Below are 25111 nucleotides of genomic sequence, written 5' to 3'. Positions count from 1 at the left end.
AGCGGTTAAATTTGGCATGGATTTATACGCAGGACATGCACAAAACACCTGCGATCGCCGATAAACATACGCTATGAACATCTCTCGACAGAGTATCGTATTACTCGTTTTGTTAGTATGCTGCCACGGAGCTCTTTTGGCGCAAGCCAGCTACCAGCCGCTTCCATCCTGTATCATGATCTGGAAAGGGTAAAAGAAACCAAACGTGTGCTGTACGTCGCCGCACACCCCGATGATGAAAATACCCGTCTGATCGCTTTTCTGGCTAATGAAGAAAAAGCGGATATTCATTACCTCTCCCTCACAAGAGGAGATGGGGGCCAAAACCTAATCGGAAAGGAGCTTGGCATCGGTTTAGGCTATATTCGAACACATGAACTCTTAAAAGCCCGTGCCACAGACGGTGGAGAACAACTCTTTTCGCGCGCCTTGGACTTCGGGTTTAGTAAAAATCCGGATGAAACATTTCAAAACTGGGATAAGGAGACACTCCTCGGTGACGTGGTCTTTTTAATTCGCAAATATCAGCCGGACATCATTATCAATCGCTTCAATACGACTCCAGGCATCACGCATGGACATCACACCGCGTCCGCTATATTGGCAATAGAGGCCTTTAGGTTAGCAGCAGATCAAAACGCTTATCCCGAACAGCTGGATCAGGTGGAGCCTTGGCAGGCAAAGCGGGTGTTTTGGAATGCTTACAACTGGGGTGGGCAGTACGAGCCCAAAGAAGACATTCCGTATCACCGCTACGAGGTGGGCATGCAAAACCCCTTACTGGGTGCCACTTATTCGCAAATCGCGGCCGATAGCCGCACCATGCATAAGTCCCAAGGTTTCGGAGCTACTCCTCAAAAAGGGGCAGCGGCTGATTTCTTGGAATTTATAACGGGAGAAGCCTTCGAGAAGGACCCCTTCGATGGCGTAGCTAGCCGATGGGAGCTTTTGCCGAACGGCAAAACCATAGAAGAAGGCCTTAAAAAAGCCCTTGCTGCTTTTGATTTCCGTCAGCCTAGCCAAAATGTTCCCGCCCTGGTAGAACTTTACACCGAAATGAGCACTGCATACGAGCAGGTGCCTGCGTTTTGGTTGCAGGAGAAGCGTAAAAGGCTGCAGTCGATCATCGAGCGTTCCCTGCATTTCCAAGCAGAATTCCTCGCAAAAAAAGAAATTGGCTACGCTGGAGAAAGCCTGACCGTGAACTTAGAGGTCAATCAACACGGGTCCTTTCCGTTTCAGCTGGAGGGCTTTGTGGGCAAAGGGTTTAATGAAAACTTAAGCCAACCCCTGCGAGCGAATCGCGCCATCAATCAAGAAATTAACCTGAAGCTCGCAGCAGATCATCCCATCTCGCAGCCGTACTGGTTGGCAAATCCTATAGAAGAAAATTTATTTCAGTTATCAGATCCTTTGGCCGTAGGCCCGCCGGTGAACCCACCCGCAGTATCGGGGACACTGACGTACACGCTTCTGGGACAGCGTTTCGAGAAAGAACTGGGGCTGTATTTCAGGTATAACGATCAGGTGGACGGAGAGGTGCAGCAACCTTTCACGGTCATTCCCGATGTCCTGTTAAGTTTAAATCAGAACCTCGTCTTCACCCAAAAGCCCGCCAGGCCTGAGCTAAAGGTGACGGTGAGCTTCCGCTCAGGCATTCGTGATGGAGCGCTAAAGGTAGAAGGGCTTCATGAAAACCACTACCGCGCCAGGCTAACAGCAGAGGACAAACGTCGCCAGACGCGTACCTATACCGTTCGATTTGAGCCGAATACTGCCGAGCCAGTACAGGAGGTGCTCGTCTATTACCAAACAAGCTCCGGAGCGCGCTTCGCACAAAACATGCAGCGGATCAGCTACCCCCATATTCCAAATTTAACCTATTTCCAGCCCACACAGATTAAACTTCTGCATGATAATTTTCATGTTGGCAACCAGCGTATCGGTTATGTAGCAGGTGCAGGAGACGATGTGGCAGAAGTCTTGAGCATGCTCGGCTACCAGGTAGAGCTCCTCGACCTGGATAAACTGGATGGTGCAGCACTCCAAAATTATGGCAGTATCGTTACCGGTATTCGTAGCTTAAATGTGAACCAGAGCCTGGCCGATCACATGGACAAATTACTGGCCTACGTGGAAGCAGGCGGGAACTTGGTTCTCCAGTACAATACGCTCTCGCCACTGCTTACGCGGGAATTTGGCCCCTATCCGCTTCAGATTTCCCGTGCCCGTGTCACGGTAGAAGGCTCTCCAGTGCGCTTTGATGCGGAGCATCCCCTCCTGAAAGGCCCAAATCCGATCCAGGAGGAGGATTCGCCGGATGGGTACAGGAGCGCGGCCTTTATTTCTTAGGGGAGTGGGATGAGCGCTATGCCGCTCCACTGCTTCTGGCCGACCCAGGAGAGGAAGAGACCCGAGGAGCTTTAGTGACGGCGCCTTACGGCAAAGGACACTATACCTACAGTGGGATTTCCTGGTTCCGACAGCTTCCTGCTGGGGTGCCCGGAGCGCTTAAACTATTCATTAACAGCTTAGAGGTTCATGGAAGATAAGGTCAACTGGAAGGCTGGTACATCGCCCTAGTGCTCACACTGCTGGTACTTATCGGCTTGTTTTATTGGATGTCAGCCCACTACGCATGAGTCAGTTAGATTGGATTGTTTTATTCGGCACCCTGGCTCTGATCGTGGGATATGGAGTCTATAAAACCTATGGCCCGAAGGACATGGACAGCTACCTGCGGGGGCGTTCGGACATGAACTGGTGGACCATCGGGCTTTCCATCATGGCTACACAGGCTTCAGCGATAACCTTTCTGAGTACCCCCGGACAGGCCTATGAGGATGGCATGCGCTTTCTGCAGTTTTATTTCGGGCTGCCCATCGCCATGATCATTCTTTCGGTGACCTTCGTGCCGATGTACTACCGTCTAAAAGTCTACACGGCCTATGAGTTCTTAGAGAGTCGCTTTGATTTAAAAACGCGCACCCTCGCCGCCAGCCTTTTTCTGATCCAGCGTGGCCTCGCCGCCGGCATTACCATCTACGCCCCGGCCATCATTCTGTCCACCCTGCTGGGCTGGAACCTTACCTTTACCAATGTCTTTATCGGAATTCTCGTGATCATCTACACTGTTTCTGGTGGAACCAAGGCAGTGAGTATCACGCAGAAGCAACAGATGATGGTCATGATGGGCGGAATGATCCTGGCGGGTATTCTGGTCGTCCGCATGCTGCCCGTCAGCTTTCAGGAGGCCTTCACGTGGCGGGAAAGATGGAGCGCTTGAACTTGATCAACTTGGAATTTGACCTAGCCGATCGCTATAACATTTGGTCGGGTATGACCGCAGCACTCTTCCTGTTTTTGTCTTATTTCGGAACTTGGCAGTCTCAGGTGCAGCGCTACCTTGGCGGCAGTTCACTTACCCAAAGCCGTATGGGATTGATCATGAATGGTCTGTTAAAGGTGCCTATGCAGTTCATTATCCTCTTTATCGGGGTGATGGTCTTCGTCTTTTATCAGTATTTTCAGCCCCCACTTCTTTTTAATGAAGTGCAGCGGAGCGAGGTGTTGAACTCCAACCTTAGTGATTCCTTTTTGGAATTGGAAGCAGCTCATGATGCGCTGTTCGCGCAAAAGCAGGAGCGTCTGGGAGCCCTTCTAAATGCCGTAGAAGCAGGGGAGGAGAGCGCCATTCGCAGTCACCAAGCAGAAATTCAGGCCCTACATCAGCAGGAAAACGCGCTACGGCAGGAAGGCAAGGCCATAGTCCTACAAGTTCGCCCCAGCGCGGAAACACGCGATACCGATTACATCTTTATGCGCTTCGTGATGGACTATTTGCCGAAAGGCATCGTCGGCCTACTTTTCGCCGTTATTTTCAGTGCGGCCATGTCCAGCACTGCCTCTGAGCTGAATGCATTAGGGTCCACGAGCACAGTAGATATCTACCGCAGGTCGCTAGTGACAAAAAGAGAAGATAACCACTATCTGGCAGCCTCTAAGTGGCTCACCGCGATCTGGGGGGGCTTCGCGATCTTGTTTGCCACCTATGCCAGCCTGTTTGAAAACCTGATCCAAGCAGTTAATTTACTCGGATCTCTTTTTTATGGAACTATCTTGGGTATTTTTATTGTAGCCTTTTATGTGAAGGTAGTGCAGCGAAATGCCGTTTTCTTTGCTGCCCTGCTATCCCAAGCACTGATTTTGGCCCTTCACTTCGTAAATGGCGGGGAAGTGGCCGGAATACCCGTTAACATCGGCTTCCTATGGTATAATGTGATAGGTTGTCTGGCGGTGGTGATTTTTGGTTTATGTTTACAATTTTTCTTGCCCACGTCCACGACCGCGGCAGGAGAAAAAAATAGTTAAGATCTGATGGATACTTTATTACGACCGGAAGCCGGTGAATACCCAGCCTATTACACCCCCTATGTGGCGCGTGTCCTGCACAAAGACCTCTTTAAACTGCTCCTCGCTCAGGTGGATGAGCTCCGCATGTATTACGAGGAAGCAGGCGAAGAAAAAGCCTTAAAAGCCTATGCTCCCGGAAAATGGAGCCCGAAGGAGCTTTTGGGCCACCTGATCGACACCGAAAGAGTCATGCTCTATCGGGCCATGGCGATCGCTCGGGGCGATCAAACGGAACTGCCCGGCTTCGATGAGAATGCCTACGTAGCAGCTGCTGATTTTAACGAGGTGCCGCTAGTGAGCCTTCTGGAAGAGTTCGAAATGCTACGTTATCACGTGCTTTCTTTCTTTAAAAACCTGCGCATCGGGCACTTCGAGCGAAAAGGGCATGCGAATGGCGGGCAGGTTAGTGTACGAGCGATTTTCCACATGATCCCCGGACATATCGCCCACCACATGGAAATTCTAAAAGAAAGGTACTGAGCCTTTCTTCTTTTTTTAGTATATTTGCCGAATTTTATCCGACATAAAAGACGAAATATGAAAAGAACACGAGCACATGAATCCCGTGCAGCCATCGAACGCCTCTACATCACCATGCGTCACCTTTTTATGCGCGGCTCCTATAAGCCTATGGGCGTCTCGGGGGAATCCCTAGTGAGCAGCCTCTTGATGCTTAGCCCTGAAATTTATGGACTGGTGACTGATGACGAGAAAGTGGAACTGGACGGTCTTCTCTATGTGATGGAACGTCTGCCCCGCGGTATCGAAGAGTGTCGCTATGTGCGTCTCATCAGCCGTGAAGGATATGAAAATGCTCATTTTCCGAATCTTGTACCCGCTAAGCGCCGGCGCAACTGTTACCGCGTGGATGAAGAGCAAATGTATGTGGAAATGACCCGTGGCAAGTCTGATATTTACGATATCCTGACGCACCTGACCTTTTTATACATCGAATCTGAAAAATTCGTACGAATTCCACCGATCATAAGGGCCGCATCAGCCTAAACTGGAGCATGCTGGAGCGCCTGGTCGAAAAGGAGCAAAACGGAGAGGATTTCGATAAAGAAGCCGCTTGCAGCTACCTCAGCCACATCACAGGCCGCACCTTCGAAGAAACGCACGATGCCGTACTAAAATTCGAGCAGTCTTCGAATAGCAATAGCCTTTTCCATATCATCTACCATCTCGGAAAGCTGGCCATAGATGAACGTAACCATCAGCTTGACCGCGAAATTTCTTTCAGCGCCACACTTCGAGAGCGTGTAGGGCATCACGTCTACGGAGAGCTATGGGCCACACGCATCAAGCAAGTGCTCTATGATAATGGCCTCATCGAACGTCCGCTACATGTGATTTCTGCCAACCTACACAGCGTAGTTAACACCATTTACGGGTTCCAGTTGCTCGGACTAAAAGACTTCGAGGGCGTAGAAAAGGTGGCCCTAGACATCTCCATGAAAACCAAAGGCCATAAAGCAAAAGAAATTTTGCACTATGCACAGAAAAATGGCTTTATCGACTTGCCTGATCTCTCAGGCACAAACATCGGCGTTCAGCTTATCGATACGGCCAAAATGAGCCATTCCCACTTACTCCCAGGGGTGCCATTACCGGAAAACGAGGCAGATAGACCCGTTATATTCGTAATGGACTATGCCTTCGGTGAACAAGCTTACGAATGCTTCGATGAACTACTAAAGCCATTCGAAGTTAACGGAGAAAGTATTCCGCTTCATGTGGCATCCGCTTCGATCATGGGAAAAGCAGGCATCTTAGAGGGAAACAAAGGGGACCTAATGATTCCAAATGCCCACGTATTCGAGGGGACAGCGGACAATTACCCCTTTGAGAACGTCCTGAAAGGAGAAGACTTTACAGGTTATGGCCTCGGTGTTTACGAGGGTCCGATGATCACCGTACTAGGCACTTCGCTCCAAAATAAGGATGTCCTCCGCTATTTTATGGAGTCCTCTTGGAAAGCGGCAGGCCTAGAAATGGAAGGCGCACATTACCAAAAAGCCATTCAGTCCGCCAGCAAAATCCGGCATAGCATCTCCGCTGACATTAAGGTGCTCTACGCTTACTATGCTTCGGATAATCCGCTGGAAACAGGCTCTACCCTCGCTTCCGGTGCCCTCGGCATGGAAGGGGTGCGCCCGACGTACCTAATCACCTATAAAATTTTAGAGAAAATTTTCTCTTAAGTATTCGCTTTGGCCCGCGGCCAAAATTATTCTGGATGCCAAGCCCCCTGTACTGCCTGAAAAGGTCTGCAGGGGGCTTTTTTTAGCGACTAAAATACCTCATAGCTTCACCCAAAAATAAGGAGGACCATCGTGGCAACTTCGAGACAACGCTACTGCACTTCCCTTCTGTTCAGTCGACTCAGACGGAGCGTGCAGCCGATTTTATGAGCCAAATCAGCTCCGTTGCTGTCAAAATCAATCTTTTTCCGCCGATAGAAACGCTACTTTTGAGCTTGTAAGAAATTTTATTCACCTTTTTACTGCTTATATGTCTCTTATTTCTGCCTCCCCACACACCTTTCATATCCCTGTCATGGGTCTAGGCTTTACTCTCGAAACCCCCTTAAAAGTAGCCCATCTGGGCATCGACTCGGTCATGTCGATCATGGATGATGGCCTGCTGGAGTCCCTGCGCCGCGTGTGGCACGAAAAATATGGAAGCCCCTACACAGAAATTCCTGAAACAGCCACAGACTCCCGCGCCAAAAGAATTACAGCTTACCTAGATACCTTACAGGGCCTCGTACAAGAAAAAGTGACGCGCCTACGCACAAATGGCCAGCACTTTTCCCGCGAACTGGAACAGTACATGGACTTGCTCCCCGATCGCTCTACCCTGAAGGCCGAGTTTACGGCCTCCGGGCCAAAGGCAAAGCGCTGAGTGCTTCCCACTGGCAGCGGTTTACCGAGCAGCTTCCAGTAGGCAGCCTAGACGTGAATATCATGACCAAAGTAGATAAACCCAACTTCGACAAAGCCGGAAACCCGCTTGGCCGTGAATTTAGCGATGCCATGGCTGCACTTCGGGGGTTTGCGCAGTCCAGCCTGCAGAGCGCGGTCGTGTTTTCTGCTGGCCTGAACCCTGGACTCTACAGCTACTGTGCCCAGTTTCCTGATTTTCTGCCCGATGCTTATGGCCAACTGAAAAAACGCATCATTCTAAAGGTCAGCGACTACCGTTCTGCTCTCATCCAAGGACGCTTTTTGGCGAAAAAAGGGCTTTGGGTGGATGAATTTCGAGTGGAGTCGGGGCTCAACTGTGGCGGACATGCCTTCGCTACGCCTGGCCATCTTTTAGGACCTATACTGGCTGAGTTCGCTGAAAAAAGGACAGAACTGGCCGAAACGCTTCGCAGCTCCTGTGAAACCGCCTGGGAACAACTCGGACTTCCTGCCTTGAGACAGGAGTATCAGTTGAAGCTCAGTGCGCCAAGGAGGCGTCGGCACAGCTGAAGAGCACGCATGGCTGATGGAAACCTACGGCCTAAAGCGCATCGGCTGGGGATCACCCTTTTTGCTCGTGCCTGAGGCCACACAGGTGGATGCACGCACACGAGAAGCACTCACGCAAGCCAAAGCCAGTGACTTTTACCTATCCCACGCCTCCCCGCTAGGTGTGCCCTTTAACAATTTTCGCAACAGTTCAGGTGAACAGCAGCGTCTTGCGCGGATCGAAAAAAACCGTCCCGGTTCTCCATGCTATAAAAAGTTCTTGTCCTTCGATACGCGGTACACCGAAAAAGCGATTTGCACCGCATCCCGACAGTATCAGCGACTCAAGTTGCAGGAATTAGAAGTCGCTAGTCAGCAAGCGCTTCCTCAGTGTGGAGAGAAGCAAGATGTGCTCGCCAAAGACTGTCTCTGTGAGGGTCTTGGTGCCTCTGCCTTGCTGGAGCATGGCGTAAGCCCGGCGCGTGGCCTGACGGCCGTGTCCATCTGCCCCGGACCGAATAGCGCCTATTTCCGATCTACCTACACCTTAGCGGAACTGGTTGGACATATTTACGGACGAAATAATGTCCTGGAAGGGGTAAAAAGACCACATCTCTTCGTTAAGGAGCTTTCCCTATATGTGGATTACTGGAAAAAGGAATTAGCCAAGTCCCTCCGCCATAGCCCCGAGAAAATTCAGGCCAGCTCGGAAACCTTTCGCAAGCATCTGCTTGATGGGATTCAGTACTACAAACAGCTTTTGACTAAAGGTCAACTCTGGCTTTCTGCGGAAGACCGCGCCATCTTGCAAGAATTCGAAGCGCAGCTCCAGCCGACTTGCAGCGCGGTAAGGGGAGAAAAAATGATACTCCCTAGCTAAAATAACAGAGAACTGTCAGAAAAATCATAGAAAATGGAGGGATTAGGGTTGTTTCCAAATCAAAGGACCGATAATTTCGTTCTGTAATCAAACAGCTTTATATCCCCCCATGATTTCTGTACAAGAAGCCAAATCACGCATAAGAACCTTTTTAGCGGACAAGCGCAGTGTGGAGCAGCTCCCCATAGCTGAAGCACATGGACATCATATCGCCGAAACGCTTTATGCCCCGATCGCTGTCCCCATGTTTGATAACGCCGCCATGGACGGGTATGCCGTTCGCTTGGCAGAATTTCAGGCTGGCCCACTTCAGGTGCAGGGAGAAATTCCCGCAGGCATCGATCATGTTCCCGATTTAGCACCCGGTACGGCAGCACGCATTTTTACAGGTGCTCCGATTCCGAAAGGCGCTGACACTGTGTCATGCAAGAATGGGTGGCCCTTCAAGACGGCCAAGTTTCTCCAGGAGAGCAGCCCCCCAAACCTTTGTTTACAGGCCAACATATCCGCTTAGCAGGCAGTCAGACCGAAAAAGGAGCCTTGGTAGCCACGCCCGGAATGCCTCTGCACGCTGCTATGGTTGGTTTTTTAGCCGGCATGGGGCTAGCCACTATTCCAGTGTATAAAAAGCCCAGTATCCAGCTGATGCAGTCTGGAGAAGAGCTTGTTACACCCGGAAAACCTTTGAACTTTGGTCAAATTTACGAAAGCAATTCTTACACCATACAAGCAGCCTTACGGGAAGCACACTTCGATGTAAGCGCCCTGCCCACCCTGCCCGATCACTTCGAAACGATCCGGGATAGCATTAGTGCGGGCCTAGATACTCACGATGTTCTTCTGATTATGGGCGGCATTTCCGTTGGCGACCATGACCACGTCTACCGCGCCCTGCAGGAAAACGGCGTAGAAACACTATTTTATAAAGTCAAGCAGCGTCCGGGGAAGCCCTTTTATGCGGGGACAAGAGGAAGTAAACTGGTTTTTGCCCTTCCGGGCAATCCCGCCTCTACACTTACCTGCTTTTACACCTACGTGCTGCCCGCACTCCAGCTCTTAAGTGGTCAGCGGGAGGATTTTCCAGAAGGGAGGATGCTCACCGCCAGCGAGGCCTTCGTAAAGAAAGTACCGCTTACTCTGCTGCTAAAGGGAATTTACGCAGAGGGGGAGGTCCGCATTTTAGGAGGACAGGAATCCTATAAAATGGATGCCTTCGCACAGGCAAACTGCATCGTGGAAGTGCCCGAAAGTCAAGAGAAGGTCGAAGCAGGCAGTCACGTACGCGTGTATCCCTTTCGCTACAAACCTATAAACTGAACACACATGGAGATCCATTTCTTCGGACAGCTGGCTGAACTCACCGGTCAAGAAACACTGACGCTTACCCCCGATCAAGCCGCTGATACAGCAGCGCTGCTGGCGCACTTATATGCAATCTATCCGCTTTTACAAGCGAAAACCTTTAAACTAGCCGTAAATGAGACCTTGGTTCAGGACACGCAGCCGCTCCAAAACGGAGATCGTGTGGCCCTTTTACCACCGTTTTCAGGAGGATAAAATGGAAGATAACCGTTACAGCAGACAGCAGTTGGTGCCGGGTTTTGGGCCCGAGGCCCAAAAAAAACTCAGTCAGTCGCGTGTCCTCGTCGTCGGCGCGGGTGGTCTAGGGCTTCCCGTGCTCTTGGCCTTAGCAGGTGCTGGGGTGGGGACCCTCGGCGTATGCGATTTCGATACGGTTTCACTGAGTAACCTACACCGCCAAACCGTTTTTAAGACAGCTGAGGTGGGCCAGCCCAAAGCGGAGCTTGCAGCGGCCTATCTTCGCGCGCTCAACCCAGAAGTCCGCATTCAGGTGCATGCCAGCGGCCTCAAACCGGATGAGCACCTCCGCGATCTGCTAACCGATTATGAGCTGATCGTAGATGGGAGTGACAATTTTGAAACCCGTTACTTGGTAAATGATAGTTGCGCTCTACTCGGCTTGCCATTGGTTTTCGGTGCCATTTTTCGAGACAGTGGGCATGCCGTATTACTGCATCATCCGGATGCTCAGGGCTATGCAGCTAATTACCGCGACCTGTTTCCCAACCTTCCTGCCCCGGGAGAGGTACCTAACTGTGCAGAGGCGGGCGTCCTCGGTGTACTGCCCGGCATCATTGGCAATATGATGGCAGCGGAAGCCTCGCGTTCCTTGTGGGAAGGGCACTGCATCTACACAATACGCTTTGTATGTTTTCGCTAAATGGATACCGCACGCAAGCTATTCGCTTGGTAGCAGATCCGAAAGGAAGGGAAGCAGCCCCCGCCACCTGGGAGGCCCTATTAGCGGAGAACTATGCTGTTCCCTGCAGCTTAGAGGAAGAGGAAATCCCTTGGGAAACGGCCTTACGTCAGGCCAAAACACAGCAAACACTCCTGCTGGATGTGCGGGAGAAAGAGGAGCAACCCAAATTAGGGATTAACCCGAAAAGACTTTTGGAACTTCCCCTCAGTAGGCTGGAAAAGGAAGCAGCGCGTATCTTTGGACCAGAAATAGCGCCGCGTAAGGTGGCTGTTTTTTGCCAGTCTGGAGTACGCAGTAAACGGGCAGTAATTGCTTTAAAATCACAATTCCCTGCACATGAATTTATAGGCATAGCAGGAGGAATAAATGCTTGGATAAATCACAACAACGATGGCCAGTAGTTTAGAATTTCAGTCGGGACCTATTCCCGCCACACGTGTGGGCAGCTTAGTAGCCGCTTATGAGCAACAAGGGGGAATCGGTGCACATGCGATTTTCTTAGGGCGCATCCGAGGGGATGCCAAAGCTGGCGGACGTGTACGTGCGATTCAGTTTAGCACGTATAAGGAAATGGCGTATAAGGAATTCGAATCCATCGCTAAGGACCTGTCGGCACGCTACGAGATTCAAGATTTAACCGTGATCCACAGTGAAGGCGAAGTGGCGGTGGGACAGCTGTGTATGGTGATTTTTGTGGCCGGCGCCCGTCGAGATGCCACCCTTTCCGCAGAACGTGAGCTGGTGGAGCGTGTCAAGTTTGATCTTCCCATTTGGGGAAAAGAAGTGTTAGAAGATGGAGGGGATGTTTGGAAAGTAAATACATAAAACCTAATACAGAACGATGATCAAAATAGGTGTAATCACATCTTCGGACCGCGCGGCGGCGAAAATTTATGAAGACATTTCGGGAAAGGGAATTCTGACAGTACTGGATGAGTACTTGAGTAGCCCTTATGAACCCGTCTATCGCGTCGTTCCTGACGAGCAGGACCTTTTAGAAGCTACGATGAAAGCTTTAGCGGATGAGGAGGGCTGTTGTTTAATCATTACCACGGGGGGTACGGGCCCTGCCGTACGAGATGTGACACCTGAAGCTACAGAGGCGGTATGCGATAAAATGCTGCCCGGTTTCGGGGAGCTGATGCGCGCGGTCAGCTTAAGGTCGGTACCTACCGCGATCCTATCGCGCCAGACGGCCGGAATTCGAGGCAAGAGCTTGATACTCAATCTTCCCGGAAAGCCCGCGGCGATTCGCGAGTGTTTGGAGGCCGTCTTTCCGGCCATTCCCTACTGTATCGACCTGATCGAGGGTCCCTACTTGGAGGGAAATCCAGAAGCCATCCAAGTTTTCCGCCCGAAGAAAAAGTAATTTGTGCTGCGCACAAATTAATGCAAAAGGCCGCCACCTATCAGCAGGTGCGGCCCGTTTCCTTTAACCTGACTTCCTACTCTGGCTTGGAGCTAAATTAATTCGAAATGATCGCATGAGGTGAACGTGTATGCATTGTTCACGCTCTTATTCCTCCTGTGATTCGAAGTCCATCGAAGCAGAATTGATGCAGTATCGAATGCCACCCCGATCTGAAGGTCCATCCGGAAAGCGATGACCCAGATGCCCACCGCAGTTCGCACACAGTATTTCCTCTCGGATCATAAAATGACTATAATCCATCTCCACACGGATCGCCTCGGGGCGTACAGGGGCAGTGAAAGAGGGCCAGCCGCAGCCACTATCGTACTTGGCAGCAGAGTGAAAAATCTCATTTCCGCAGCCCTTACACTGGTAGATCCCCGTTTCTTTATTCAGGTAATACGTCCCCGTAAAAGGCCTTTCCGTACCTTTCTCTCGTAAAATATGGTAACTTTTAGCGTCAAGCAGTTGCTTCCATTCTTCCTCAGACTTTTGATGGGGATAGGAATGGGGAACACGATTTTTTTTCATAAGTCAAGCGTTAAGACATTCGGTCTTGGTCACGGTTGTAAAACCAATTTCGAGCGAGATTGGTTTTGAATGCGCTCTCGGTTCATGTCCATCGGGCGGTACGCACCTTCCACGAAGAGCTTCACCTGATCTGCATAGTGAGGGCTAAAACGATTACCACTTTGGCCGGTAGGCAAAACCGAAATCGCTTCCTCGACATCTCCAAAATCCAATAAAATACGCATAGCAGGCCCAGAGCGTACGGAAAAGGCGCCCGTTCCATTTAAATCAAATGCCAACTTGTTAACGGCCTCCTCATTCGCGGGCACCACTGGCGCACGTACCGAAAACACCTTATCTAAGGGCGCCACCGCCCCCAGGGGATGCGGATGCTCCAGTGAAACGGCGCGTCCCCAGGTCCAGGTCTCCGCCTTCCCATACCGCTCTAAAAGAACTTTTTGAGCTTTTTCGAGCCCACGCCGAATAATGTCCTCATGGGTCTGCGTACCTGCTTCATCCACCCGATTCCACCAAGGATGCGTAGGATCGAGGACCAACTTCCCGACACTTCGGATATGCATAAAGGTCTTCAGATAACTCTCGAAGAAGTCAGGGCCAAGCTCATCTTCCATCATTTCCTGCAAGGTGTAATACAGCCAGGTATAGTAGAGAAGGGGTGCACTGCTGTCCAGGTCATGGTCACCATCCCAGGCGGCTAAGACCTCAAGGGCTGGGGCGAGGGCACTGAAATCTGCCGTAGACACAGCGGCTAAGAGACCCGCCGCATAGGCTGGAAACTGTTTGTTTTTCACATCCAGGTGAATCGCCTTCATCCCGGATAGCGTCCATTTCTCTTGTGACTCGAGTAGCTCTGCGATCCGAGCCCAGCGGTCTCCTGGGTAGTAGTAGCCGGGGTAGAGGAGGCCGTTAGCCAAGGTATCCGGTTGATTATTCGCCGAAATGACATACCCGGAGGGCGGATTTATACTTTGGGGATTTAAGGAAAAAGGCAGGTACTCATGTGCTGCTTCCTCTGGGGTACTGCCATCACGGAAAATTTTCGAATCGACGCCCTCTGGACGCTCGTAAAGTTGAGCAGCAGCCCACCAAGCGATGTTTCCAGCGGCATCTCCATACATGATGTTTAACCCGGGGGCATGAATTAGCGCTGCGGCCGCGGCCACATCCTCTGGGCTCTCGGCATGGTTCATGCGAAAGAGTGCCTCTAAGGCTCGCGTCTCCTGCTTGGTGTATATCCACCAGGTGCTCACGGGCTGCTCTGTTACTGCCTGTAATTCAGGAAGCACCTCTTGCATAAGGGGTCCGTGACGGCTTTCCAACACCTGGAAATGGACGGAGTCGGCATCTTTGACCGCCAGGGCCACCTCCCGCACACGCAGCGGCTCCCAAGCCTCGCCGTAACGCACTTCAAGCGGATTTTCTGGATGAAGCGTCTCGACGAAAAAGTCCTGATCATCGTTTTCGAACATGGTTAGCCCGAATGCATGCGTCCGACTGTGTCCCACCAGACCGAAAGGTACCCCAGCCAGATGATTCCCGTAAAACTGTAGTTCTGGAGTCTCTAAATGCGCCTCATACCAGACAGCAGGCTGCGCAAAACCGATATGCGTGTCATTCGCAAACACTACCTGCCCCGATGCACTGCGCTCCCCTGAAATCACCCATGCATTACTGCCCATAAGCAGCGGAACGGGTAGCTTGTCGAGTAAATCGGCCAAAGCCGCCTGAGGAAGACGTGGATCGGCGCTCTGTAACCAGCGTCCTTTAGAGTGGTTTGGGATTCGGGTATGTTCAGCTCCTGTATGCACATGGAGAGCGGCCAGATAGTCGGGCCCCAGTCGCTCGGCGATATAGGTAACCAGTGGGTCTGTTTTCATCGCCATCGCAAAGGTAAAGGACATATAGCCGATGATACCATGCATATCCTCCAGCGTGTATGGCCGCGGTGTATGGCCGAGAAGCCGGTACTCTAGTGGCAGCTTGCCCTCACGAATAAACGCATTCACCCCTTCGATATAAGCGGTGACGGCATCTTGAACAGGGGCGGGGGCATTTTTCCGGAAGGCCTCCGCACTTTCTCGCGCATGGGCAGGAATCCCCAGGGTATGAAAAAAGCGGTCGATTTCCACTAAATCCTCCCCTAGCAGCTCCGCTAATGACCCCGTTCCGACACGTCGCATCATTTCCAGTTGAAAAAGCCGATCCTGCGCATGGACCCAGCCGAAAGCCTGATAAACATCATGCAGATTTTCAGCATACAAGTGGGGAATGCCATAGGTGTCGTAATGCACCGTTACGGGGGCTGTAAACTGCTGAGGCGCAGTGTGCCCGAATAGGCCGGTAGGTGGCTTTGGCGCAGCCAAAAAAAGCCAATCAGTATCAGGACCAAAAGGCTGAGGGGAACTATCCAAAGGAGCTTTTTCATAGGAGCGGTTATGGGGTTTAAAAGGGGTTCGCTGCATTTAGCGCAGCGCCTGTCCGGCGGGGCTTTCGTTAATGGCTTCCAGTAGGATGGAACAAGCTTCAGCGATTTCTTCCTCACTGATCGTCAGTGGGGGAGCGATCCGCATGGCATCGTCACAGAAAAGAAACCAGTCGGTGATGACGCCCTTAGCGATCGCCAGGTCGATGATAGGTTTCAGGATGGCAAAGCTCTCGAATTGTACGGCCATCAGCAGGCCTTTATTGCGGATGCCTTTGATAAGAGGGTGCTTCAGCAGCTCGTGAAAACGTCGCGCTTTGCGGTGCACCGCATCCACTAAGCCGCCCTCTCGAATCAGCTTCAGGGTCGCTAAGGAGGCTGCCGCACTTACGGGATGTCCGCCGAAAGTCGTGATGTGGCCTAAAATCGGATTGTTAGCGAATACCTTCATCTTCTCTTTAGAGCTGATAAAGGCCGCGATGGGCATGCCGCCCCCCATGCCTTTCGCGCAGACAAGAATATCTGGCACGATGCCGAAGTCTTCGAAGGCCCAGAAACTGCCAGTCCGCCCGAATCCAGCTTGAATTTCGTCTAAAATGAGTAGGGTTCCTGTTTCATCACAGCGGCGCCGAAGGGCCTGAAAATACTGGCTGCAGGCGACGCGCACGCCCGCTTCACCCTGCACGGTTTCGATGATAACGGCTGCCGTATCAGTGGTGATACGCTCGAGATGCGAATAAGCCCCGTACACGATATGGCGCACACCAGGTAGAAGTGGGCGATAGGCGCGTTTAAAGCGCTCATTCCCGCCCACCGAAAGGGCACCCTGTGAGGAACCATGGTAGGCATCTACGCAGGAAATCAACTCCCGGCGATTGGTATAGCGCTTGGCGAGCTTTAAGGCTCCTTCCACGGCCTCGCTCCCGGAATTCATCAGGTACACATTATCGAGCGGAGCGGGCAGGGTCTCCACGAGCGCCTGTGCCAGTAAAGTTTGGGGGCTTTGCACATATTCTCCGTACACCATGGTGTGCAGGTACTTATCCAGCTGCCCCTGAATGGCCGCTAACACTTTCGGGTGGCGATGCCCCACATTCGATACCCCGATACCCGAAATCAAATCCAGATAGCGCTTTCCATCCGGCCCATACAGATACACGCCCTCTGCGCGTTCGATGTCGATCAGCAGTGGAAAGTCAGTAGTCTGGGCCATATACGATAGGAATAGCTGGCGATGCTGCATGGTTTTTTAGGATGTTTTCGTGTGAAAGCGATAGAATATGCCTAAAGGGAGCTTCTTTTTGAACTCATCCTGAAGAAAGAGCTCGCCATAGTTGAAATCCCCCTGATCTGGCTTGATTTGTTGGACTAAGTTAGCAGCGATAAGCGCACTGAAACTCAGCGAATACATGTTAAGCAGAAAAAAATGATGCTCCGGTTCGAGCAAGCTGATCGCGGTCTTCAGCAGTTCATTCACCTGCTCCTCGAGCACCCATTTTTCCCCGTCTGGACCACGCCCATAAGCTGGCGGATCCAAAATAATCCCATGATAGGTATTGCCTCTGCGCTGCTCTCGCTTGATAAACTTCATGGCATCGTCCACGATCCAGCGAATGTCCTGGAGGCCACTTGACTCCATATTGTGCCGGCTCCAGGTCACCACTTGCTTTACTGCATCTAAGTGCGTCACCTCTGCGCCGGCTGCTTTGGCCGCCAGGCTCGCCGCTCCCGTGTAGGCAAACAAATTCAAGACCCGCGGATTTTCAACGGGCATAGCCTTCACCTGCCGGTAAATGTAGTCCCAGTTGACCGCCTGCTCTGGAAAAAGTCCGATATGCTTGAAAGAGGTCGTGGCCAGGTTCAGCACCAGCTTGAGCCCCTCCTTGTTCTGATAGGGAATCTGCCAGTTGTGGGCGAGCTTCTGCTTAAATTCCCACTGCCCCTTCTCCGGATTATGTTTTTCCTTTCGAAAGGAAGCAACAGCTAGCCGGTTCCATTCGGCTTCGGATAGGCTTTTATCCCAGATGGCTTGGGGCTCCGGCCGGCGCATGACGCGATCCCCGAACCGTTCTAATTTTTCGAATCCACCGCAGTCGATCAGGCATAAGCATCCCAATTTTCCGGGTGGAGCAGTTGTATGTCGTGCTTCATAAAGGCGTAATTCAGTACAAAGAAAGCGCTTTTTACGGGCATACGCAATCGACCCCGTCAGCGCCCCCTTTAGCCTACTTGCTCAACCAAGGCCCTAGCAGCTCCATGCTGGCCTCCCACAGCCGCTGTCTTGCTTTTTCACTATTCGCCAGGGAAGAACAAGAGGCCGCGCGCTCTTTTTTTAAAATAGGCACCATTATAGGCAGGTGGAATTTTTTCCTTTGCGAGTTTCACCGTGGTTTTTGCCCCTTGTTCGGCCGTAATCATAAAAGGTCCCGCCAGTTTCCAAAAGAACTTAAAAATTCCTTTTGTTTCCGCCGCAAAATTCGTTTTCACCACCCCCGGATGCAGCGAGAAGGCCTGCAGCCCCTGCGCTCCGTACTGGTCCACGAGTGATTTGGCTAACAGAATATTATAGAGCTTGACGTTGGCATAGGCCTGAAAGCCTTTGTAATTTCGTTTGGAGTAGCTAAGGTCATCCCAGCGGGGTGAGGCCCCCTTATGTGCTTCTGAAGCCACTTGAATCACTTTTTTCAGTTGGCTGCGGAGCAGCAAAGGAAGGAGCTTGAGCGTCAGCAGCATGTGTCCCAAGTGGTTCACACTCAGCGACTGCTCGAAACCATCTACTGTAATCGTTTTTTCGTCGAATATCCCGCCTGCATTATTTATAAGTACATCCAAATGGGGAATTTCCTGAGCCAGCGTATCCGCCGCTGCCAGCACACTGTCCATACGCATGAGGTCGCAAGCGACAAAACCCAATTTCTCCTGCTCCGCCAGCGTAAAACTGCCGATAAGCTGCTGTGCTTTCTTTTCATCACGCGCTAAAAGTAGGATGCGCTGGAAGTGGGGGAGAAGTGCCCGCACGGTTTCTTTTCCGATACCTGAAGTAGGTCCTGTTATGGCTAAAGTTTTCATGCCCTTTTTACTTTTACCAACGTTCCCCGCGGGTACTTTGTTCTAAGCTTTCAGTTTCCTAAAGATGGGGATAAGCGGCTGCCCGCCGCAAAAAGAACAGGAATTTTGCATTTAATTTCGTATGTTTGAATTTAATTAAGTAGTAGAAAATCGAAAAAGTCTGCACTTCTTTTTAGTAGCATCTTGTAAATCAATAGCTTACATGCCCTTTCCTTTAACACTAGGGTACCATCACGCATGCAAAAGAAATTTATCGATATCGAGCAGGTCTTAAAGGAAAAAAATCCTTCCCTGCATCGTTGGTTGCCGAGATTTGTTCTCTCCTATATCAAACATATCGTGCATGAAGACGAAATCAATGCGGTCATGGCGAAAACAGGCCATTTGCATGGCCTAGCATTTACAGATGCCTTGATAGAGGAGTTTGGCGTTACCGTAAAATTAGAAGGAGCAGAAAATATACCGCTTGATCGCCCTGTAATTTTCGCCGCCAATCACCCACTGGGAGGTATGGATGGGATCGCCTTTATGCATGCGCTGGGCAAGTATCGCACTGATATTCGTTTTTTGGTGAATGATATTTTAACGCATATCAAGAACTTCGAGCCGCTATTTATTCCTGTCAATAAGCATGGAGCGAATAGCAGGGCTGTAAGCAAGCTGATCAGTGACACCTATGCCGGTCCGCATGCAGTGCTCATTTTTCCTGCAGGATTGGTTTCACGTAAGCAAAAAGGAGGTATCCAAGACCTAGAATGGAAGAAAAGCTTTATCAGTTATGCTAGACGCTATAAAAAAGATGTGGTTCCCGTTTACATAGCAGGTAAAAACTCTTCTTTTTTTTATAATTTAGCAAAAATTAGAAAGTTAATTGGCATTCAGGCAAATATCGAAATGTTTTATTTGGCTGATGAGCTGTTTTCACAAAGAGGAAAGACCGTTACCATACATATCGGTAAACCGATCGCTTACAATCACTTCGATAAGCAGAAGACGGAATTGGAGTGGGCAGCAGAAGTGAAGCGAGTCGTTTACGAAATGGTTTAAAAAAATAGTTATGCAAGAGATTATAGCGCCTATTGATCGAGCTATTTTAAAAAAAGAATTAAGTCCGGAGCGTTTTCTGCGCTACACCAATAATGGCAATAACCACATTTATCTCGTCGATCATCATAATGCACCCGAAACGGTGCGTGAGATAGGGCGTTTACGTGAGCTCACCTTTCGTGGAGCAGGGGGGGGGACGGGCCTCGCCTTGGATTTAGATGAAAACGATACCTGTGAAGACTGCTACCAGCAGCTGATCACCTGGAACCCGATCGACGAAGAAATCGTGGCGGGCTATCGCTTGATTTACTGCAAGCATGCTACAGAAGTAAACGGTGTCTTAAATCTTTCTACCACACATTTATTTTCTTTTTCGGATAAGTTTGTCCAAGAATACATCCCTTACACCATCGAACTCGGCCGTTCTTTTGTACAGCCGAAATACCAGCCTTCAAAAGATAATCGTAAAGGGCTTTTTTCACTGGACAACTTGTGGGACGGTCTGGGTGCAGTGGTTATGCTGCATCCCGAAGTCAAGTATTTGTTTGGAAAAGTGACCATGTACCCGCATTACAACCAGGAAGCACGCGATTTACTTTTGTATTTTATGCAGCACTATTTCCCTGATAAAGAGGAGCTTGTACGCCCACTTCCTGATTTAGCATTAGATTATCATCAGGATGTGAGCGCTTTTGGTGCGCTCTTTGAAGGGAAGGAATATAAGGAGGGATATAAACTATTAAATGCGCGTGTTCGTGCTTTAGGCGAAAACATTCCTCCTTTGATTAATACCTACATGAATCTTTCGCCGAGTATGAAAACATTCGGTACTGCCCTAAATGATGAGTTTGGCGCAGTAGAGGAAACAGGAATCTTAATTACGATTTCTGACATTTATGAAAGTAAAAAACATCGGCACATGGATACCTTTGAGCGGGATCGTGCGTTCGGCTCCAGAGCATAAGTCGGAGCGGGACCAGAACCAGAACCGAAAAAGCCTATCCGCACACCCGTAACTGTATGAAAAAAACCGTAATTCTAGGCGCATCGCCCAATCCCATCCGCTACTCGTATATGGCAGCGGAACTGTTAAAAGAAAAAGAAATCCCTTTTGTCCCGGTAGGGATAAAACCAGGGGAGGTTTTCGGAGAAGAAATTTTAGATATCCGTGAGTTTCCCGAAATTCCGGATGTACACACCGTAACGCTCTACATGTCGGCTAAAAACCAGGAGCCCTACTACGACTACATTCGCTCATTAAAGCCCAAGCGTGTGATTTTTAATCCAGGAGCGGAAAATAAAGAGTTCGCGGCGGAGCTGGAAAAAGAGAACATAGAAGCCAGAAACTACTGCAACCTCGTCATGCTACGAACCGGCCTCTTTTAGCTTTAAATTCTTTTTCGATATAGGTGTCCATCACGAGTACATGGGGTGCAGTGATGAGGGAAACCAAAATAAAGAAAAGGAGCATGAGCTGATTCGGCTCTAGGTACCGCATGCCGGCCACAAGCAAGATACCGATGCCTAGCAGGCTAAGCAGGCTAAAAGGCAGTAGATTTCGGATAAAATTGGTGTAATCGCCTACATTTCCTTTGGCCTTTAGGCCGATGTATTCTATTTTTAAAGAGGGTAGGCTATGCCAAAATCCAAAATATAGCGCAAAACTTAGGTAGAGGGGGAGTACCCACAGACTGATGGCAAGTGCGCTTATAGCCAACCAAATCCTGGGATTTTTAGGATAGTGTGCGTAGAGGGGAATCAGAAGTAGCATACTGCCCACCCCGATCCAATTTCGATACGGAAAGAGATCCGGTAGGGTAAAAAAACTGGACAATAGGGCGGCGGACGCTTGCCAATCCCCGAAAACGATTAATCCTAAAAAGCCAAAGCCGATGCTGCTATACGTGATTTTTTGAACCAGGCCCTGCGCCTGCGTCTCCAGATGCATCTGTCCAAAATGATAGGCCGACACGAACAGAAAAAGAAACAGCGCCAGGAGGGGAGCCAGCACCCAAAGCAGGGTGTATGCGGCCATAATGCCCAAATAGCGCAGATAAAATTTCCATGGAGAGGCTGTGGTGCTGGACGCCAAAAGATGGTCCACCGCCCCATGGGGGATGCCCACTGTCACCATCACCAGTGCGAAAACAAGCAACTGAAAATTTCCATTCGGTGCACTGAAGGCCCCAAAAAGCAGAAATATTCCGGTAGCGATCCAGCGTAAGCTCGGGCTAATAGCGTGCATAGGCGAGCAGGGATTGGATGTAGGGCTTAAAGGTTAGAGAGGCTAAGAGTTTCACTTCCTCTCCGAGGTGGCTCTGCTCGTCCAGAAAGCGTAAAATGCTATCCCCATCGTTTTTATCGAACATTTCATGGAGTAGCTCATCCAGGGGGGCGATGCCTTTCACGGCGGCATTCAGCAGAATATTATCGTAAAAGCCAAAGCGGGCGATTTTACGCAGGCGTACTGGGCGGTCGAAATCTTGATGTAACGCAAAGACCACTTGCTGGCTGAAACGCTGTACATTCATAAAGGTAAATCCAGTGGAAGCTTCGTACATGCACCCGCAGTACCCGTGTAGATGACCTGTGGATGGCTCTCGCTTCGGGCAGGCGCTAGCGTGCTCATCGGAATGGCGCCTTGCTCCTCGAATTCCAGCGTATAGGGCTCATCTGGGTAGGTGCTGTCGAGATATTCCTTCAGTTTTTGATGGAAAAAGGCTTTCTCAGGTGGTGTTTTCGCATAAATGGTGTACTCGATTAACGCAGTATCGGAGCTGTACGGCAGCACATAGTAAAAACCTAACATGTGGGCGTCTTGCTTGTCGAAAGCCATAAAGGTAACGGCTTCTGGGTTGACGACCTGCCGGTCAAAGGTCACTTTCCACCCCACAAATACCTGCTTGAGGGTGGGCTGCTTAGGCTTCTCGGGAATAGACCAAATGATCTTACGGGCCTCTATACGCTGATTTTCTGTCTGTACACAAACGCTATTTTGGGGCAGTGGCGCCCAGTTTTCTACTTTTTCGTACAGGAAATGCACATTAGGAAACTGTGTGACCTGCTCAAAGATAGCGTCATAGAAATCGCTACCTTTGATATGGTAATAGTTGAAATCCTGAAGCGTACGTGTCACCTGCCCATGTTCGGGATGGGAAACCTTAAACGTATTCCAAGAGATTAAAGGCGTGTTTTTGGGGTGAATTTCGAGGGGTTCTTCGGCCCAGTAGCACCAGGTGCGGTCATTTTCCCTCGTTTTTTGGGGGTCGATAACCAGTATATTTAGATGATTTAGCCTTGTGGATTGAAGGGCATAAAAAAGAAAGCTCATACCCGCACAACCAAACCCACAGATGACGATGTCGTATTTCATAGTTACAATTGCTAGGGTAGAAAAAAGGTATTCCCCTAGTGGAGAATACCTTTAGAAATTAATTAAACCGTTGCAGCTACATTTTTCTTCGCTCTAGCAGTTTCAGTTACCGCCACGTAGTAGATCACGAGACCAAAACCGATTTTGTTAATCGCATCCGCTAAGTTGTAGAAGAGGTCGATGCTGCTCACCTCAAAGGCACCTGATAGCAAGTTGCCAGGAAGTACCATGTATCCGATTGGATAGATAGACCAGCCTAATGTGATAAAGATTTTCAATAAGAACATCGCTCTGCCTAGGGCAGGAGAGTCTGACTGTTTTGCTAATTTAGCTACATCACCTGCGAATACTTCATACACGATGTAGAGATAACCAATGGTAGAGAATATACCCCACATCACGTTGTTATCGATCCCCGAAGTCTCACCGATGTACCCAGTCACTAGCATCACTAAAGAAGCGATAATCAACTTAAATAGTGTTCCACCTTTAGCTCCGAAAGGCTTGGTTAATAGGTAGAACTCCACGCACATCAAAGGAACGGTTAGCGTCCAGTCCACATAACGGAAAGCTGTAGGACTTTCGCCGGTTTGTAGGTAAAAGTCCCGCATGTAATAGTAATGGACCGCTGCGATACCCGTGATCAAACCTGATACGAGTAAGGACATTTTCCATTTCCCTTCCACAGAACTTCTTTCTACAAAGAAGAATACTGCTGAAGCAAACATTGCCATGTATCCAATGAAGAATGTAATGGCGATTGGATCAGTGTTGATGATCCGGTCGAGTCCGACCATTTCGGCTGTGAGCACTGTGTTCATTGTTGATTGATTTTAGATGAGTGTTGATTTGTAAAATAAATTTTGGTGTATACATCCATAAAGCCAAAAGGCCTCCATTTTGTTTAACTTAAAGTTTTAAAAATTAAACATACCATTCCGAAATCGATTCCAATTGGTACCAACAGCTTAAAAATGTAAATTATATGCACCCTACCAATTGGATAGAATTTTACGTTTTCGCTTCCAGCGAAGAGGCTGCTGTCTTTTGGACTTCCCCTTAAATATTGCGGCTTTTCAGCGGTTTATTCAGTAAATTTGCGTAATATTACACTTTGAATACAACCTTTTTAAAACACTCTCAACGCGTTAATTGCCCGATTAAACAGAGATTATGAGCGAAGAAATTAAGGAGAATAATAAAGATTATTCTGCAGGGAATATTACAGTATTAGAAGGATTAGAAGCTGTTCGAAAAAGGCCTGCGATGTACATCGGTGACATTGGAATAAAAGGCTTACATCACCTGATTTGGGAAGTAGTCGATAACTCTGTAGATGAGGCACTTGCGGGGCACTGTGATACCATACACGTTACCGTAAATGAAGATAATTCTGTTACAGTAGAAGATAATGGAAGGGGAATTCCTACAGATTATCACCCGAAAGAAAAAAAATCTGCCTTAGAGGTCGTGATGACGGTTCTTCACGCCGGAGGTAAGTTTGATAAGGATACCTATAAAGTTTCAGGCGGACTACACGGCGTAGGGGTATCCTGCGTAAATGCGCTTTCGACCCATTTACGTGCCGAAATCCATAGAGGCGGAAAGATCTACGAGCAAAGCTATGCGATAGGCGTTCCCCAGCACGAGGTGCGTGAAATCGGTACGACAGATAAGCGAGGAACTATCATTCATTTTGTTCCAGATGCCAGTATTTTCACTGTCACGGAATATAAGTATGAAACGATAGCCAATAGGCTGCGCGAAATGGCTTTTCTCAATGCAGGTATTCGCATTACGCTGACGGATTTACGTGAAATCGACGAAGACGGTCAGCCGAGAAAAGATGAATTTTTTTCAGAAGGCGGTTTAGTAGAGTTTGTACAATACCTCGATGCTACGCGTGAAAAAATTATCGCAGAACCGATCTACATCGAGTCTGAACGAAATGGAGTGCCTGTTCAGGTGGCCATGTCTTATAATAATTCCTACACGGAAAATGTGGTCTCCTACGTAAACACCATCAATACGTACGAAGGAGGAACACACGTATCGGGCTTCCGCCGCGCACTCACTCGGACATTAAAAAGTTATGCCGATAAATCTGGCATGCTCGATAAACTGAAAATTGAAGTTTCAGGAGATGACTTTCGAGAAGGTTTAACCGCAGTCGTTTCCGTAAAWGYGGAGCACAATTTGAAGGACAGACCAAACCAAACTTGG

General features: G+C 49.6%; 24 protein-coding genes and 3 pseudogenes. 18 read left to right on the top strand and 9 right to left on the bottom strand.

Going from position 1 to position 25111, the window contains the following annotated elements:
• Positions 1–117: 117 nt before the first annotated feature.
• From A3SI_RS04575 to mog, 14 genes and pseudogenes are all read left to right on the top strand, one after another.
• Positions 118–2352 carry a PIG-L family deacetylase gene (locus A3SI_RS04575; RefSeq protein ID WP_009053892.1) on the top strand — a complete coding sequence of 745 codons (2235 nt, stop codon included), beginning with the start codon at positions 118–120 and terminating at the stop codon, positions 2350–2352.
• 286 nt (positions 2353–2638) lie between these two features.
• Positions 2639–4371, top strand: a pseudogene (locus A3SI_RS04570) (sodium:solute symporter).
• 6 nt (positions 4372–4377) lie between these two features.
• A complete protein-coding gene (locus A3SI_RS04565; protein WP_009053887.1) occupies positions 4378–4893 on the top strand; it encodes a DinB family protein in 516 nt (171 codons plus the stop codon).
• A gap of 57 nt (positions 4894–4950) precedes the next feature.
• Positions 4951–6617, top strand: a pseudogene (locus tag A3SI_RS04560) (DUF6909 family protein).
• A 310-nt stretch (positions 6618–6927) separates the two neighbouring features.
• Positions 6928–7320 (top strand): hypothetical protein, encoded by a 393-nt coding sequence (locus tag A3SI_RS20225; protein ID WP_238531599.1) that lies wholly within the window; start codon positions 6928–6930, stop codon positions 7318–7320.
• A gap of 62 nt (positions 7321–7382) precedes the next feature.
• Complete coding sequence (locus A3SI_RS20220; protein WP_238531598.1) at positions 7383–7892, top strand: hypothetical protein; 510 nt, start codon at positions 7383–7385, stop codon at positions 7890–7892.
• 16 nt (positions 7893–7908) lie between these two features.
• Positions 7909–8751: a hypothetical protein gene (locus tag A3SI_RS20215; RefSeq protein WP_238531597.1), complete on the top strand. Its 843-nt coding sequence runs from the start codon at positions 7909–7911 to the stop codon at positions 8749–8751.
• Positions 8752–8860: 109 nt separating this feature from the next.
• A complete protein-coding gene (locus A3SI_RS17145) occupies positions 8861–9265 on the top strand; it encodes a MoeA family protein (RefSeq protein WP_009053886.1) in 405 nt (134 codons plus the stop codon).
• Positions 9238–10068, top strand: a complete 831-nt coding sequence (locus tag A3SI_RS04550) for a molybdopterin molybdotransferase MoeA (RefSeq protein ID WP_009053885.1) — start codon at positions 9238–9240, stop codon at positions 10066–10068. Before A3SI_RS17145 ends, A3SI_RS04550 begins: the two co-directional genes overlap by 28 nt.
• 6 nt (positions 10069–10074) lie before the next feature.
• Positions 10075–10308, top strand: a complete 234-nt coding sequence (locus tag A3SI_RS04545; RefSeq protein WP_009053884.1) for a MoaD/ThiS family protein — start codon at positions 10075–10077, stop codon at positions 10306–10308.
• Positions 10274–10993, top strand: coding sequence for a HesA/MoeB/ThiF family protein (locus A3SI_RS04540; RefSeq protein WP_009053883.1), 720 nt, complete (start codon positions 10274–10276; stop codon positions 10991–10993). The genes A3SI_RS04545 and A3SI_RS04540 overlap by 35 nt, the downstream gene beginning before the upstream one ends.
• A complete protein-coding gene (locus A3SI_RS04535) occupies positions 10981–11436 on the top strand; it encodes a rhodanese-like domain-containing protein (protein WP_009053882.1) in 456 nt (151 codons plus the stop codon). Before A3SI_RS04540 ends, A3SI_RS04535 begins: the two co-directional genes overlap by 13 nt.
• On the top strand, positions 11426–11860 hold the full coding sequence (locus tag A3SI_RS04530) for a molybdenum cofactor biosynthesis protein MoaE (protein WP_009053881.1): 435 nt from the start codon (positions 11426–11428) through the stop codon (positions 11858–11860). The genes A3SI_RS04535 and A3SI_RS04530 overlap by 11 nt, the downstream gene beginning before the upstream one ends.
• Before the next feature lie 16 nt (positions 11861–11876).
• Complete coding sequence (gene mog, locus A3SI_RS04525; RefSeq protein ID WP_009053880.1) at positions 11877–12404, top strand: molybdopterin adenylyltransferase; 528 nt, start codon at positions 11877–11879, stop codon at positions 12402–12404.
• A 147-nt stretch (positions 12405–12551) separates the two neighbouring features.
• On the opposite strand, the gene msrB is transcribed toward mog, so the two are convergent.
• The 5 genes from msrB to A3SI_RS04500 form a co-directional block, all read right to left on the bottom strand.
• Positions 12552–12977, bottom strand: coding sequence for a peptide-methionine (R)-S-oxide reductase MsrB (gene msrB / locus A3SI_RS04520; protein ID WP_009053879.1), 426 nt, complete (start codon positions 12975–12977; stop codon positions 12552–12554).
• A gap of 29 nt (positions 12978–13006) precedes the next feature.
• A complete protein-coding gene (locus A3SI_RS04515) occupies positions 13007–15439 on the bottom strand; it encodes a penicillin acylase family protein (protein ID WP_009053878.1) in 2433 nt (810 codons plus the stop codon).
• A complete protein-coding gene (locus A3SI_RS04510) occupies positions 15440–16642 on the bottom strand; it encodes an aspartate aminotransferase family protein (protein ID WP_009053877.1) in 1203 nt (400 codons plus the stop codon).
• A 6-nt stretch (positions 16643–16648) separates the two neighbouring features.
• Positions 16649–17515: a class I SAM-dependent methyltransferase gene (locus tag A3SI_RS04505; RefSeq protein WP_040670154.1), complete on the bottom strand. Its 867-nt coding sequence runs from the start codon at positions 17513–17515 to the stop codon at positions 16649–16651.
• Positions 17516–17691: 176 nt separating this feature from the next.
• Complete coding sequence (locus A3SI_RS04500) at positions 17692–18468, bottom strand: SDR family NAD(P)-dependent oxidoreductase (RefSeq protein ID WP_009053875.1); 777 nt, start codon at positions 18466–18468, stop codon at positions 17692–17694.
• Between the two features lie 237 nt (positions 18469–18705).
• Here A3SI_RS04500 and A3SI_RS04495 point away from each other — a divergent pair, with 237 nt between their 5' ends.
• The 3 genes from A3SI_RS04495 to A3SI_RS04485 are packed head-to-tail and all read left to right on the top strand — an operon-like array spanning position 18706 to position 20901.
• A complete protein-coding gene (locus tag A3SI_RS04495) occupies positions 18706–19515 on the top strand; it encodes a 1-acyl-sn-glycerol-3-phosphate acyltransferase (RefSeq protein ID WP_009053874.1) in 810 nt (269 codons plus the stop codon).
• Between the two features lie 10 nt (positions 19516–19525).
• Positions 19526–20479, top strand: a complete 954-nt coding sequence (locus A3SI_RS04490; RefSeq protein ID WP_009053872.1) for a GNAT family N-acyltransferase — start codon at positions 19526–19528, stop codon at positions 20477–20479.
• Between the two features lie 56 nt (positions 20480–20535).
• Positions 20536–20901, top strand: a complete 366-nt coding sequence (locus A3SI_RS04485) for a CoA-binding protein (protein ID WP_009053870.1) — start codon at positions 20536–20538, stop codon at positions 20899–20901.
• On the opposite strand, the gene A3SI_RS17140 is transcribed toward A3SI_RS04485, so the two are convergent.
• The 4 genes from A3SI_RS17140 to A3SI_RS04465 all read right to left on the bottom strand — a co-directional run bounded on the left by A3SI_RS17140 (position 20876) and on the right by A3SI_RS04465 (position 23709).
• A complete protein-coding gene (locus A3SI_RS17140; protein WP_009053867.1) occupies positions 20876–21760 on the bottom strand; it encodes a beta-carotene 15,15'-dioxygenase, Brp/Blh family in 885 nt (294 codons plus the stop codon). The genes A3SI_RS04485 and A3SI_RS17140 overlap by 26 nt on opposite strands.
• Positions 21747–22046 carry a hypothetical protein gene (locus tag A3SI_RS04475; protein ID WP_009053865.1) on the bottom strand — a complete coding sequence of 100 codons (300 nt, stop codon included), beginning with the start codon at positions 22044–22046 and terminating at the stop codon, positions 21747–21749. The genes A3SI_RS17140 and A3SI_RS04475 overlap by 14 nt, the downstream gene beginning before the upstream one ends.
• Positions 22043–22888: a lycopene cyclase family protein gene (locus A3SI_RS04470; protein WP_040670152.1), complete on the bottom strand. Its 846-nt coding sequence runs from the start codon at positions 22886–22888 to the stop codon at positions 22043–22045. The genes A3SI_RS04475 and A3SI_RS04470 overlap by 4 nt, the downstream gene beginning before the upstream one ends.
• Before the next feature lie 62 nt (positions 22889–22950).
• Positions 22951–23709 carry a bacteriorhodopsin gene (locus A3SI_RS04465; protein WP_009053862.1) on the bottom strand — a complete coding sequence of 253 codons (759 nt, stop codon included), beginning with the start codon at positions 23707–23709 and terminating at the stop codon, positions 22951–22953.
• Between the two features lie 352 nt (positions 23710–24061).
• Here A3SI_RS04465 and A3SI_RS04460 point away from each other — a divergent pair.
• Positions 24062–25111: pseudogene (locus A3SI_RS04460) on the top strand (ATP-binding protein); the annotation flags it as partial.

The sequence above is a fragment of the Nitritalea halalkaliphila LW7 genome, from assembly GCF_000265075.1.
GTDB lineage: Bacteria > Bacteroidota > Bacteroidia > Cytophagales > Cyclobacteriaceae > Nitritalea > Nitritalea halalkaliphila.
The sequence above is the reverse complement of the archived record's forward strand: the minus strand, read 5'-3'. Positions and strand labels throughout refer to the sequence as shown.